Genomic DNA, 12,952 nt, shown 5'->3' with positions numbered 1-12,952 from the left:
CTTGGCGGCATCCTACCCATTCCACAATGGTGATGTGGCGGGGGGCCCGGGTATCATGAAGGCACGCACAGCGAGACATGCGGCGTCAGATACGCTCTTCCTTCAGGGGGCGCGACAATAACGCATCGATGGCTTCACGCGCATCCAGTCGCCCTTCGATAAGGGCCAGGACGACCCCGGTAATGGGCATGTCCACGTTCAATTGTTCTGCTGCCCGTGCCAATACCGGCGCTGTAAACACTCCCTCGGCCACCGTTAGCCGGTCCGCCATCAGACCGGCGGCGCGTGCGCCTTCGCCCAGGGCCTTGCCAAAGCTCATGTTGCGACTGGCTTCCGACGAACAGGTCAGCACCAGATCGCCGAGGCCGGAAAGGCCGCTCAGCGTTTCGACGCGTGCACCCTTGGCCAGTCCAAAGCGGCTCATCTCGGCAAACCCGCGCGAAATCAGCGCGGCTCGCGCATTCTGGCCCAGTCCCAGTCCGGCCGCGACACCGCAGGCGATCGCCAGGACGTTCTTGACCGCCCCGCCGACCTCCGCGCCGATAACGTCGGATGAATGATATGGCCGAAATCCCGGCTGGGCGATGCGTGTGATCAGCGGCGTCGCCACATCATCGTCCGCGCATGCGAAGGTAATCGCAGTGGGCAGGCCGCTTGCGACTTCGGCGGCGAATGTCGGCCCGGATAGGACGGCGATGGCGGATGCCGGTGCACATTGCTCGGCCACTTCACTCATCAGGAACTGCGTTTCCGCCTCTATGCCCTTGGAACACAGGATCAGGGGGCGCCCGGCAGTGTCGATCGCGTTCAGCGTCGAACGCAAATGCTGGGCGGGCGTGACGAGCACCAACGCATCGCAGTCGGACAGGTCGGACAGGTGGGTGGTAGGCACAATTTCGGGCGGCAGTGACACGCCGCGCAGGAACATGGCGTTCTCATTGCTGTTGCGAATTTGTTCGGCGACCTCCGCTTCGCGCGCCCAAAGGCGGACCGGTCCGCCTGCGGCTGCGACCACGGCCAGGGCCGTGCCCCACGCCCCAGCGCCGACGATGCCCAGGCGCATCATGCCTTGTACCCCGCGCCGCGCGCGACCGTCGCATCGGGGTCCAGTGGCCAGCGTGCCCGCGCGGGTGTGTCGAGCGGGTCGAAATCGCCCCGGCGGAAGCGTTCGACACCCGCCCAGGCGATCATTGCGGCATTGTCGGTACACAGGCTTAGCGGCGGCGCGACCAGCGACAGGCCATGTTCCGCGGCAAGGTCTGCCAACGCGCTCCTGATGGTCTGATTGGCGGCCACCCCGCCCGCGACCACGAACGCCCGCGCCTGCGGCATGGCGGCGAGGGCCAGGCGGCTGCGGTCGACCAGGCAGTCGCATGCTGCCTGTTGAAAGCTGGCCGCCAGATCGGCGGGCGCGGGCGGTGTGTCCTGATTTTGTGCGCGCAGGACCGCACTCTTCAATCCTGCGAAACTGAAATGCGGCTCGCGCGAGCCCGCCAACGGGCGGGGCAGCGGCACTGCAGATGGATTGCCGCTTGCTGCCAGTCGTTCGACGGCGGGGCCGCCGGGATATCCAAGCCCCAGGATCTTCGCCGTTTTGTCGAACGCTTCGCCGGCGGCATCGTCGATCGTAGTTGCCAGACGCCGATATCGGCCGACTCCCTCTACCGCCAGCAATTGAGTATGGCCGCCGGACACCAGCAATAACAGGTAGGGAAATTCCAGCGCTGCGTCGGCAAGACGCGGGCTGAGCGCGTGCCCCTCCAGATGGTTGACGGCGATCAGGGGGCGTTGCGCGGCATAGGACAGCGCCTTGCCCGTTACCAAGCCCACCATGACGCCGCCGATCAGGCCGGGGCCGGCGGTCGCCGCAATGGCGTCCATATCGCTCAGCGTCAGGTTCGCCTCGGTTAAAACGCGCTCGACAAGGGGGGTAAGGCGTTCCGAATGCGCCCGGGCGGCGATCTCTGGCACCACCCCGCCATAGGGGGCATGTTCCGCCTCCTGCGTCGCGATGGCTTCGGCAAGAATGGTTCGATCACCGGTGACGATGGCGGCGGCGGTTTCGTCGCAGCTCGATTCAAGGCCCAGAATCACCGGCCGGCTAAGCGTGCGCATTGTATCCGCCATGCCGCTTCGTTACGCCGCTACGCATGCAGAAGAAAGAGCCTTCCGCCCCCTATCGGATCGGTACGCGTGGATCCCCGCTGGCGCTGGCGCAGGCGCGCATGGTTGCCGCCGCCCTCCCGGGGGAGAGTCAGCTTGTCGAGGTCAGGACCGCAGGTGACCGCGAACAGACGCGCCCGATCGCCGCCATTGGCGGGAAGGGGGTCTGGACGGCGGAGCTGGAACGGCAATTGCTGGCCGGCGAGATCGACATGGCCGTTCATTCCATGAAGGATGTGGAAAGCGAGCGTCCGGGCGGCCTGACCATCGCGGCCATGTTACCCCGCGCCGATGTACGGGATCGCATGGTGGGGGCCGCCGGGCTTCATGCCCTTAGCGAGGGGATGGTGATCGGCACTTCGTCTCCGCGCCGGGCGGCGCAGCTGCTTCGGAATTATCCGTATCTGAAGATCGTGCCCATTCGTGGGAATGTCGCCACGCGCCTGGCAAAGCTGGAGGCGGGGGAGGCGGATGCCACCCTGCTGGCGGCAGCGGGGCTCGACAGGCTGGGGCACGGCGATGTCGGCACGGCAATCGGCACCGACGAAATGCTGCCGGCGCCAGGTCAGGGGGCGATCGGTATCGAGGTGCGTGCCGACAGGACGGACCTTCGCGAGGTGCTGGCGTCGATTTCCGATCCTGACACCTATATCGCCGTATCGGCGGAACGCGCATTTGCGCTGGCGCTCGGCGGGTCCTGCCATAGCCCAGTGGCGGCGCTGGCTGTGCGGGACGGGCAGGAGTTTCTGTTGCGCGCTGAAATCCTGACCGAGGATGGCCGGATTGACCGCAGGGGCGAAACGCGGTTTGCCGCCGACGCGCCGCGCGCCGTTCCGACAGAGGCCGGCGCCGCGCTGGGCCGCAACCTGTTGGCACAGGCGCCGCCCGAACTTGCCGCCCTGTTTTCTGGCGCATGAGAGTTCTGATCACCCGGCCACCGGACCAGGCGGAACGGTCGCGCGCCCGCCTGACGGCAATGGGGCATGAGGTAATCGTCTCGCCGCTGCTCAGGATCGTGCGGCGCCTGTGGCAGCCGCCGGTAGAACAGCCAGAGGCGATTCTGATCAGCAGCGCCAATGCCGTGCTGGCTCCCATTCCGGCTGGGCTGTTGGATGTTCGGGTTCTTGCGATGGGCCGCGCCACCGCCGCTGCCGCAGAGAAGGCGGGCTTTACTGATGTCCACAGTCTCGAGGCGCGGGGCGCAAGCGAGCTTTACCGCATGGCGCAGCAAAGCGGGCTGACCCGTGTTCTTCATATTTGCGGTCGCGACCTGACCCAGTTCGAACCTCCGAAAGGATTAAGGGCGCAGCAGGTCATTACCTATGCCGCGGACCCGCAGCCGCTTTCCCGGGAGGCGGCGGCGTCACTGCTGGATGGCAAGGTCGACGTGTCGCTTCTTTATTCAACGCGCTCGGCAGCGACCTTTGTGGCCGAATTTGACCGGATCGGCGCTGACCGTGCACGCCTTGATCTGGCGCTGATCGGTCCTGCAGTAGCACCAGCAGCGGGTTCTGGCTGGCGGGCGGTCGAAATCGCGGATAAACCCGATGAAGACGCCCTCTTTGCCGTGGCAGGCCTGTTGTCCTAGAGAGAGGCAAGCCGGTAGGAGCGGGGCGATGGACGATAATAACAAAACCGATGCAGCCAGACAGTCCGAAGCGGAGCGTGCGCCGGGTGAAGGCCGTGGCGTGCTACCCTGGTTCATGGTCATCGCGCTGCTGTTCTTCAGCCTGGGAATGATCGCCAATCCGTGGTTCGAGCGTGAGGTCCGCAGCCGCCTGCCGTGGGTGGGACAGGAAGCGGATTTGGGCAGTGTCTCCGCGCGCCTCAATTCGCAGGACAGCGAAATCGCGCAGCTGGAGACGCGGGTTGCAAGCCTGGAACGCCGCCCACCGCCTTCGGATGAGGAGGACGATGGCAGATCGCAAGCGGAAAGATCCGGAACGCGAGAAGGGCCGCGCGCCCTTAATGATCCCGTTCTGCCTCAGCTGTCGGCCAGCCTGAATACGGACCGAATTGTTCGCATTGAAAGTCGCATCGAAGCGGTCAATCGGGAGCAGAGCGCCTTGGACGGCCGCGTGGACAATTTGTCGGCTGAGGTGGCTGGCCTGACCGTCCGGGTTCAGGATTCCCGCGGCGAGGCGGCCAGCCGCATGGCAGAGGCGGAGCGGCTCGCCGGTGACGCCCGGGCGGTGCTGCTGCTTGGCCGTGCGCGAACACTGTTCGATTCAGCCGAGCCGCTGGGCGTTGTCGGCCCCGCCCTGCAGGCAGCGCTCGATCCAAGTGCCGGTGAGATGATCGATCAGCTTGCCGCGGGCATGCGGGAACTCGTTGGTCCAGAGCAGTTGCGCCGTCGTTTCGAGCGCTTGAAACCTGCCCTGCTGGGGTCTGCGGAAGAGGCCTCCAGCCAGAGCTTTTGGGAGCGTACCAAGGCAAGCATCGCGGATATTTTCACCATCCGCCGGTCGGGCGCGGAAGACCCGGGCACGGAAAATGAACGGATTGTCGCGCGCATATCCGAATCGCTGGATCAGGGCGATATCGAGACGGCCGTGCGCGCCTTTGCAACCCTGCCCGAATCGGTGCGCCAGCAGGGCGCGCGCTGGTGGATCGACGCGGCGAATTACGTGCGCACCGAGCAGCTGCTGGACCGGCTGGAATCGCGTATCGTTTCGCCCCCTGCTGCAACGCAGCGGCGGGGCGATAATTCCGACTCTTCTGAATCGGAATCGCTCTGACACGCAGGGTCATCATCGTCGCGCTGGTAATGGTACTGGCGCTTGGCGCCGCGCTCGCGGCGAACGTGCCCGGCCTTGTCGAGGTGGAATGGTTTGGCTGGCACGTCGCCTTCCACCCCGTCTGGCTGGTCGCGGCGCTGGCGCTGTTCTGGTGCGTCACACATATCGCTCGCCGGGCGTGGAACTGGCTGCGCTGGAAATCCGGACTGTTCGGCCCGGCGCGGACGCTGAGGCGCCAACGGGCGGCACTGGGCAATGCCAGCGCGGCGCTGGCGACGCTGGTCTTTGGGCAGGAGGAACGCGCTGCGACGCTGGCAGGCGACGCGCTGAAGAGCGATCCCACCAATGTCATGGCACGGGCAGTGGCGGCGATGACAGGCGACGAGGCGCGCATCGAGCAACTGGATCAGGATCGCGCAACAAAACCGCTGGCGGCCCTGGCGCGGCTGCGGACGTCACCGGGTGTCAGCGCTGCCGAGCAGGCGACGCTGGTCGCGCCGGCAAGTCCCGTGGCATGGCGCGCCGTCGTTGAGGAAAGTGCGCGGGCGGGGGACTTCGCCGGCGCGCTGACCGCCCTGCCAAAATGGCGCGCGCTGGATGACGAAGCGGAGCGGCTTGGCAGCTGGATCGAAGCAGCGCTGCGAACGGGAGCGGCGGACGCCGAATTGGACGAGGAGCCCGCCCGCGCGGAACTTGCCCGCGCGCTGAAGGCGGAGCCGCGCTTCGCACCGGCGGCGACAAGACTGGCCCTGTTTGCGGAGGAGGCACCCGACGTTTCCGCCGCCGAGCGTGCAGCGGAAAGCGTGTGGTCTGTGCAGCCGACGCCGCAACTGGGCCGCGCCTATGCGGAGCTTTATCCGCTGGAAACGGACAGCGACCGGCTGGCACGCCTGCAGCGCCTGGCCGAGCAGAATCCTGAGCATCCGGACAGCCTGTTGCTGGTGGGCGAAGCGGCCCTGATGGCCGGCGATCCGTCCCTGGCGCTGGATTCGGTCGCCCCCTTGCTTGAGACCCCGCCTGTGCGGCTGCGCGCCGCCGCCATTGCGCTGGAGGCATATCGGCGGCTGGGAATGGAGCCGGCAATGGGCGCGGCATGGCTGGATGCCGCAGCGACAGGCGCGCCGGGTCTGAGGTGGCAATGCACGAATTGCCGGACCCAGACGGTCGACTGGGTGCTGGAATGTCCGAATTGCCGCCATGTCGGACTCATGCTGCCCGAAACCGCCATCTGACAGCGGCGAGCGCGCCGTGGGGGCGAATATGTCCTGAGCGCGCTTCTCGCTCAATTATTTGCGGAAACGGACAGGCGCGAAAGCGGACAAGCGGACACTCAGCGCGCGTGTGCGCGGGCGCCCGCGCGCGAGGCGCGTAAGGTTCCGGGCTAACTGCTTGATTTGATAAGGAAGTAGAGGGAATTGTGCGCGGCGAAATCCTATTTCGCAACCCGCGCCAATTCGGCGACTGTCGAATAGGATTTGCCTGTGGCGGCACGGCAACGAAACTGTCCGGTTCGTGTCCGGTTTGGCAGTCGTCCCGGAGTACGGGCCCGCCCCTCGGTAGGGGGCGGCGGGGCTTAGTTTGCAGCGGCCTCGCGCTTGGCAACCAGAACGGCCAGCTTTTTTTCAGCCAGTTCGCGGTGGGCGTCGTCGGGTGCCGCGCGTACTTCCGCTTCCGCTGCGGCGATCTTTTCGGACAGGCCGGCGACATCGATATCGGCGACAGGCTGTGCATGTTCGGCAAGGATGGTGAGGCCCTTGTCCGTCACTTCGGCGAAGCCGCCCTCGATAAAGATGCGCTCTGCACCGGAAGAGGCGCTTTCATAGACGTCGATGGCGCCGGGACGGATCGTCGACATGAAAGGGGCGTGCCCCTCCAATACGGCAAAGTCGCCCTCTGAACCGGGAACGACGACCTGATGCACGTCGCCGGAGCGAAGCTGCTTCTCGGGGCTGACGAGTTCGAAATGAAGTGTCATATCAGTTCAGTCACCTAAATCGTTATCCCGGCGGCGCCGGGATCCAGTTCTGGACAGTTTTCCCTGTCCCACGGTGCGGCAGGGGCGCCTCGACATTTGCCGGGGCGCCGGTCCTTTTGCCTTAGGCCGCTTCGGCAGCCATCTTCTGTGCCTTTTCACGGGCCTCGGCGATGCCGCCGACCATGTAGAAGGCGTTTTCGGGCAGGTCGTCATGCTTGCCCTCGACGACTTCCTTGAAGCTCTTCACCGTGTCTTCCAGGGCGACGAACTTGCCCGGGATGGAGGTGAAGACCTCTGCCACGTGGAACGGCTGCGACAGGAACTTCTGGATCTTGCGCGCGCGGGCAACGGTCAGCTTGTCCTCTTCCGACAGCTCGTCCATGCCCAGAATGGCGATGATGTCCTGCAGCGACTTGTACTTCTGCAGGATTTCCTGAACCGCGCGTGCGGTTTCATAATGTTCCTGGCCCACGACGCGCGGTTCGAGAACACGGCTGGTGGAATCGAGCGGGTCGACGGCCGGATAAATGCCAAGCTCCGAAATCGCGCGGTTCAACACGGTGGTCGCGTCGAGGTGGGCGAACGACGTTGCAGGGGCAGGGTCGGTAAGGTCGTCGGCGGGAACGTAAATGGCCTGCACCGAGGTGATCGAGCCCTTGTTCGTCGACGTAATGCGTTCCTGCAGGTTGCCCATGTCCGTGGCGAGCGTCGGCTGATAGCCCACAGCGGAAGGAATACGGCCGAGAAGTGCCGACACTTCCGAACCGGCCTGCGTGAAGCGGAAGATGTTGTCGACGAAGAACAGCACGTCCTGGTTCTCGATGTCGCGGAAATATTCCGCGATGGTCAGGCCGGAAAGCGCGACACGGGCGCGCGCACCCGGAGGCTCGTTCATCTGGCCATAGACCAGCGCAACCTTCGATCCTTCGGAAATGGCGTTGCCGTCGGCATCCTTTGCGATAACGCCCGCATCGAGGAATTCGTGATACAGGTCGTTACCCTCACGCGTACGCTCGCCCACGCCGGCGAAAACGGAGGTGCCGCCATGGCCCTTCGCGATATTGTTGATCAGTTCCTGAATAAGAACGGTCTTGCCGACGCCGGCGCCGCCGAACAGGCCGATCTTGCCGCCCTTCGCGTAGGGCGCGAGCAGGTCGATGACCTTGATGCCGGTGACGAGGATCGAGCTGTCCGTGGACTGGTCGACGAAAAGCGGTGCCTCTGCGTGGATCGGCATAGTCTCGCTGGCGCCGATGGGGCCGCGCTCGTCGATCGGTTCACCGATGACGTTCATGATGCGGCCGAGCGTCTGCGGGCCGACGGGCATGCGGATCTGCGAGCCGGTGTCGGTTACTTCCTGACCGCGAACCAGCCCCTCCGTCGCGTCCATGGCGATGGTGCGGACCATGCTCTCGCCGAGGTGCTGTGCGACCTCGAGAACGAGGCGCTTGCCATGGTTCTGCGTTTCCAGCGCCGAGAGAATGGCGGGCAGTTCCGTGTCGAACTGCACGTCGACGACGGCGCCGATGACCTGCGTGATGCGGCCGATATTATTGGTAGTGGGGGTGGTTGCCATGGTTCGTTCCTCAGCCTCTACAGCGCTTCAGCGCCGGAAATGATTTCGACGAGTTCGGTCGTGATGACGGCCTGCCTCGTGCGGTTATACTGGATGGTCAGATCGTTGATCAGGTCGCCGGCATTGCGCGTGGCATTGTCCATCGCCGTCATCGACGCGCCCTGTTCCGATGCGCCGTTTTCCAGCAACCCCTTGAAGATCTGAACCGCGATGTTGCGGGGCAGAAGGTCATCCAGGATCGCTTCCTCCGACGGTTCGTAATCGATGGCGCCGGTGGCCGCGCCCTCGTCGGCGTGACTGTCGACGGGGACCGGGATGATCTGCTGTTCGGTCGGGACCTGCACCAGCGCGGATTTGAACTGGCTGTAATAAAGCTGTGCCACGTCGAATTCGCCCGCCTCGAACCGCAGGGCGATGTCGTTCGCGATGGCGCGGGCATAATTGAAATCAGGATCCTTGATATCGCTGAAATCCTGAAAGTGGACGATCATGTCGGGATAGAGGCGGCGGATGACCGCGCGGCCCTTCTTTCCGAGCAGATAGAATTTGACCGTCTTTCCCGCGGCGATCAGGCGATCGGCGGTTTCCCGCGCCTTCTTGACGATGTTCGCGTTGAACGCCCCGGCGAGGCCGCGATCCGATGTGGCGATGACCAGCAAATAGGTGTCGGTCTTGCCCGTGCCGACCAGAAGCGGTGAAGCTTCGGGACCAGGCACGACGCGGCTGCCGAGGGAGGCCATGACGGACTCCATCTTTTCGGCATAGGGGCGCGCCTGTTCGACACGCTCCTGCGCGCGGCGCAGCTTTGCCGCGGCGACCATCTTTTTCGCCTTCGTGATCTTCTGGGTCGATTTGACCGAGGTGATCCGGTTTTTCAGGTCTTTGAGGCTGGCCATGTGGCTTTGGTCTCTTTTTCCTAGGCGTCATCCCGGCAAAGGCCGGGATCCAAAACTTGCAATCTCATCCGGGCGACCGCGCCGGCGACGGACACCGGCGGTCGCCGGATGAAGATCGACTCTATGCGAACGTGCGGGCGAATTCCTTCAGGATTTCGTGCAGCGTGTTTGCGGTTTCATCCTCCAGCTTTCCGGTGTTCCGGATCGTTTCCAGGACATTCGCGTGGTTGGCGCGCATGTCGGTCAGGAAAGCGCTTTCGAAACGCGTCACTTCGCTGGCGGGGATGCTGTCGAGATAGCCGTTCACACCAGAGAAGATGGAGACAACCTGCTCCTCCACCGGCATCGGGCTGTACTGCGGCTGCTTCAGCAGCTCCGTCAGACGCTCGCCGCGGGCGAGAAGTCGCTGCGTCGAAGGATCGAGGTCCGAACCGAACTGGGCGAAGGCGGCCATCTCGCGGAACTGAGCGAGGTCGAGCTTGATGGAGCCCGCGACCTTCTTCATCGCCTTCGTCTGCGCGGCACCGCCGACACGGCTGACCGAGAGGCCGACGTTAATCGCGGGGCGGACGCCCTGATAGAACAGGTCGGTTTCCAGGAAGATCTGGCCATCGGTGATCGAGATGACGTTCGTCGGAATATAGGCCGACACGTCGCCCGCCTGCGTTTCGATGATCGGCAGCGCGGTCATGGAACCGCCGCCATTGGCGTCGTTCATCTTCGCGGAGCGCTCGAGCAGGCGAGAGTGCAGATAGAAAACGTCGCCGGGATAGGCTTCGCGGCCCGGCGGGCGGCGCAGCAGCAGTGACATCTGGCGATAGGCAACGGCCTGCTTCGAAAGGTCGTCATAGACGATCAGCGAGTGCATGCCGTTGTCGCGGAAATATTCCGCCATGGCGCAGCCCGTATAGGGAGCGAGATACTGCAGCGGTGCAGGCTCCGACGCGGTGGCGGCGACGACGATGGAATATTCCATCGCGCCGTTTTCCTCCAGCGCGCGGACGATCTGCGCGACGGTCGAACGCTTCTGGCCGATGGCGACATAGACGCAGTAGAGCTTCTTCGACTCATCGTCCGTGGCGTTGACGCCCTTCTGGTTAATGAAGGCGTCGATGGCGACGGCGGATTTGCCGGTCTGACGGTCGCCGATGATCAGCTCGCGCTGGCCGCGGCCGACGGGGACGAGCGCGTCGACAGCCTTCAGGCCCGTCTGCATCGGTTCGTGCACGGAGGTGCGCGGGATGATGCCGGGCGCCTTTACTTCGACGAGGCTGCGCGTGACATCGGTCAGCGGGCCCTTGCCGTCGATGGGGTTGCCGAGACCGTCGACAACGCGGCCGAGAAGGCCCTTGCCGACCGGCACGTCGACGATTTCGCCGGTGCGCTTGACGGTGTCGCCTTCGCGGATGCCGGCGTCATTGCCGAAGATGACGACGCCGACATTGTCCGCCTCAAGGTTCAGGGCCATGCCCTTCACCCCGCCGGGGAATTCGACCATTTCACCGGCCTGGACCTGGTCGAGGCCGTAGACGCGCGCGATGCCGTCACCGACGGAGAGCACTTCGCCCACCTCGGAAACCTGCGCTTCGGTGCCGAAATCGGCGATCTGCTGCTTGATGACGTCGGAAATCTCAGACGGGCGAATGTCCATGTTCTTATGCGCCTTTCATGGCCCGACCGATATTGTCGAGCTTGGTCTTCAAGGATGAATCGATGAGGCGGCTGCCGACCTGAACGATCAGGCCGCCGAGGATGGAGGGGTCGACCTTCGTGTTGAGCGCGACGTCGCGATGGAAGCGTGCGCGCAGCACGGTCTTTACCGCGCCCTTCTGGTCTTCGGAAAGTTCATGGGCGCTGGTCACGTCGGCGGTGATCTCTCCACGCGCATTGGCCGCCAGCTGCCGATAATTGCGGACGATCAGGGGCAGGGCCGACAGGCGGCGATTTTTTGACAATACGCCCAGGAACTTCATCGTGACGGGATCGAGCTGCATCCTTTCGGCTACAGCCATCATGCCCTTTGCCGCCTGCTCGCGGCCCAGCACGGGCGAGGTGATGAGGGTGCGCAAATCAGCCGATTCGTCGAGCGCCTCCCGCAATTTCGCCAGAGAGGTTTCCACCGCATCCGCGGCATTCTGTTCGCGCGCGAGGTCAAAGAGGGCGGACGCATAACGTCCCCCAAGTCCGTGAACCATCGTCGCATTTGCGCTGTTATCAGTGCCTGCCGTTTGCACGCCGTGTCCGTTTCCGCCGAATCAGGGGATGAATGTCGATTTGCCGTTCCCCGCACGTCAAAGTGCGGCGCGGAGGCGACTCCGTACCGGCGGGCTGCCGCTACCATGGTGATGGAAATGTTGCAAGGCGGCTTAGGCCTTGCACCCCGTTCGGATGCCGGACTGCGCTAGTTTTCCAGGCGCCGCGCCAGCTCCTTCAACCGGGCATCGCGGCCGCAGCCGTCGCGGTAGAAGGAATAGCGCACGGGATTCTTCTTGTAATAATCCTGGTGATATTCCTCTGCCCGCCAGAAGGTCTTGGCAGCGATGATCTTCGTCGCGACAGGTTCGCCGAGCTTCTGCTGGACGCGCGCGAGGGAAGCCTCTGCGGCGCGGCGTTCTGCGGCATTGGCAGGGAAAATCGCGCTGAGATAGCTTTCGCCCTTGTCGCAGAACTGGCCGCGATCATCGAGCGGATCGACATTTCGCCAGAAAATATCGAGCAGTTCGCCATAGCTGATGATGGCGGGATCGTAGCGGACGCTGACCGATTCGATGTGGCCCGTTCCCCCGGCGCCGACCTGTTCATAGGTCGGATTGCGGGTCGTGCCACCGGCATAGCCGGACACGACCTCCTTAACGCCGGGCACCTTCTCGAAATCGGCCTCGCCGCACCAGAAGCAGCCCATGGCGAAATAGGCGCGGTCGATTTCGGCGTCGGCAGACGAGGGTGCGCTGCCGCGGACAGGTTCCTGAGCGGGTGCAGCGGATGCCACGAGCAGCGCGGCGGAGCAGAGCACGGCGGAAAGGCGCATCAGGCGTCCTTCTTCTTTGGTTTTGGCGTGAAATTGAGAGCAGCGCCGTTGATGCAGTGCCGCTTCCCGGTTGGCGGAGGACCATCATCGAAAATATGGCCCAGATGGCCGCCGCAATCGGCGCAATGCACCTCTGTCCGCAGCAATAGCAGGCTGCGATCGGCGGATGTGCCGACGGCGCCGGCATCGGCGGGGGCGTAAAAACTGGGCCAGCCAGTTCCCGATTCGAATTTCCTGGCAGATGTGTAGACCGCATTGTCACAGCCTGCGCAGGTGAAGACGCCGCGGCGCTTTTCTTCATTCAGGGGTGAGGTGAAGGCGCGTTCGGTGCCTGCCTCTCGAAGGATATAATATTCCTCCTCCGTCAGGCGGCGTTTCCATTCGGCGTCCGAAAGGCTGACGCGGAAGTCTCCCCTTACCGGTGACCCGGCGCGTACGAGGGGGCCGAACGACAGGACCGCAGCCGCGCCAAAACCGCCATAAAGAAAGCCACGTTTGCTGATCATTTTCGTTTCCATACAGTCCAAATACGCATGAACCCGCGATTTGGCCGGAGCCCGCGCGATATCGCCGCAT

13 protein-coding genes are annotated in these 12,952 nt (G+C 64.2%); 4 read left to right on the top strand and 9 right to left on the bottom strand.

The annotated features are described in order from the left end of the window. Positions 1-85: 85 nt before the first annotated feature. Together ACSMXM_RS10205 and tsaD are read right to left on the bottom strand one after the other, a co-directional pair. On the bottom strand, positions 86-1,063 hold the full coding sequence (locus ACSMXM_RS10205; protein ID WP_460316405.1) for an NAD(P)H-dependent glycerol-3-phosphate dehydrogenase: 978 nt from the start codon (positions 1,061-1,063) through the stop codon (positions 86-88). Next, positions 1,063-2,127: a tRNA (adenosine(37)-N6)-threonylcarbamoyltransferase complex transferase subunit TsaD gene (gene tsaD, locus ACSMXM_RS10200; RefSeq protein ID WP_460315867.1), complete on the bottom strand. Its 1,065-nt coding sequence runs from the start codon at positions 2,125-2,127 to the stop codon at positions 1,063-1,065. The genes ACSMXM_RS10205 and tsaD overlap by 1 nt, the downstream gene beginning before the upstream one ends. A 23-nt stretch (positions 2,128-2,150) precedes the next feature. Between tsaD and hemC the strand changes: the two genes are divergently transcribed. The 4 genes from hemC to ACSMXM_RS10180 are packed head-to-tail and all read left to right on the top strand — an operon-like array spanning position 2,151 to position 6,133. Further along, the gene (gene hemC, locus ACSMXM_RS10195; protein WP_460315866.1) at positions 2,151-3,080 is read left to right on the top strand and encodes a hydroxymethylbilane synthase; all 930 of its coding nucleotides are present in this window, start codon (positions 2,151-2,153) and stop codon (positions 3,078-3,080) included. Further along, positions 3,077-3,751 (top strand): uroporphyrinogen-III synthase, encoded by a 675-nt coding sequence (locus ACSMXM_RS10190; protein WP_460315865.1) that lies wholly within the window; start codon positions 3,077-3,079, stop codon positions 3,749-3,751. The genes hemC and ACSMXM_RS10190 overlap by 4 nt, the downstream gene beginning before the upstream one ends. 28 nt (positions 3,752-3,779) lie before the next feature. Next, the gene (locus ACSMXM_RS10185) at positions 3,780-4,901 is read left to right on the top strand and encodes a COG4223 family protein (protein WP_460315863.1); all 1,122 of its coding nucleotides are present in this window, start codon (positions 3,780-3,782) and stop codon (positions 4,899-4,901) included. Positions 4,902-4,930: 29 nt separating this feature from the next. Then, positions 4,931-6,133, top strand: coding sequence for a hypothetical protein (locus ACSMXM_RS10180; RefSeq protein ID WP_460315861.1), 1,203 nt, complete (start codon positions 4,931-4,933; stop codon positions 6,131-6,133). A gap of 341 nt (positions 6,134-6,474) precedes the next feature. Here ACSMXM_RS10180 and ACSMXM_RS10175 read toward each other — a convergent pair whose 3' ends face one another. The 7 genes from ACSMXM_RS10175 to msrB all read right to left on the bottom strand — a co-directional run bounded on the left by ACSMXM_RS10175 (position 6,475) and on the right by msrB (position 12,882). Beyond that, positions 6,475-6,876, bottom strand: coding sequence for a F0F1 ATP synthase subunit epsilon (locus tag ACSMXM_RS10175; RefSeq protein WP_460315859.1), 402 nt, complete (start codon positions 6,874-6,876; stop codon positions 6,475-6,477). Positions 6,877-6,997: 121 nt separating this feature from the next. Beyond that, positions 6,998-8,452, bottom strand: a complete 1,455-nt coding sequence (gene atpD / locus ACSMXM_RS10170; RefSeq protein ID WP_460315857.1) for a F0F1 ATP synthase subunit beta — start codon at positions 8,450-8,452, stop codon at positions 6,998-7,000. Between the two features lie 17 nt (positions 8,453-8,469). Next, complete coding sequence (locus ACSMXM_RS10165) at positions 8,470-9,348, bottom strand: F0F1 ATP synthase subunit gamma (RefSeq protein WP_460315856.1); 879 nt, start codon at positions 9,346-9,348, stop codon at positions 8,470-8,472. Positions 9,349-9,469: 121 nt separating this feature from the next. Beyond that, positions 9,470-10,999 carry a F0F1 ATP synthase subunit alpha gene (atpA, locus tag ACSMXM_RS10160; protein ID WP_460315854.1) on the bottom strand — a complete coding sequence of 510 codons (1,530 nt, stop codon included), beginning with the start codon at positions 10,997-10,999 and terminating at the stop codon, positions 9,470-9,472. A gap of 4 nt (positions 11,000-11,003) precedes the next feature. Continuing rightward, positions 11,004-11,543, bottom strand: coding sequence for a F0F1 ATP synthase subunit delta (locus tag ACSMXM_RS10155; protein WP_460316403.1), 540 nt, complete (start codon positions 11,541-11,543; stop codon positions 11,004-11,006). Positions 11,544-11,749: 206 nt separating this feature from the next. After that, positions 11,750-12,376: a peptide-methionine (S)-S-oxide reductase MsrA gene (msrA, locus tag ACSMXM_RS10150; protein ID WP_460315853.1), complete on the bottom strand. Its 627-nt coding sequence runs from the start codon at positions 12,374-12,376 to the stop codon at positions 11,750-11,752. After that, the gene (gene msrB, locus ACSMXM_RS10145) at positions 12,376-12,882 is read right to left on the bottom strand and encodes a peptide-methionine (R)-S-oxide reductase MsrB (protein ID WP_460315851.1); all 507 of its coding nucleotides are present in this window, start codon (positions 12,880-12,882) and stop codon (positions 12,376-12,378) included. The genes msrA and msrB overlap by 1 nt, the downstream gene beginning before the upstream one ends. Between the last annotated feature and the right edge of the window lie 70 nt (positions 12,883-12,952).

Source organism: Pacificimonas sp. ICDLI1SI03 (genome assembly GCF_054740865.1).
The sequence above is the reverse complement of the archived record's forward strand: the minus strand, read 5'-3'. Positions and strand labels throughout refer to the sequence as shown.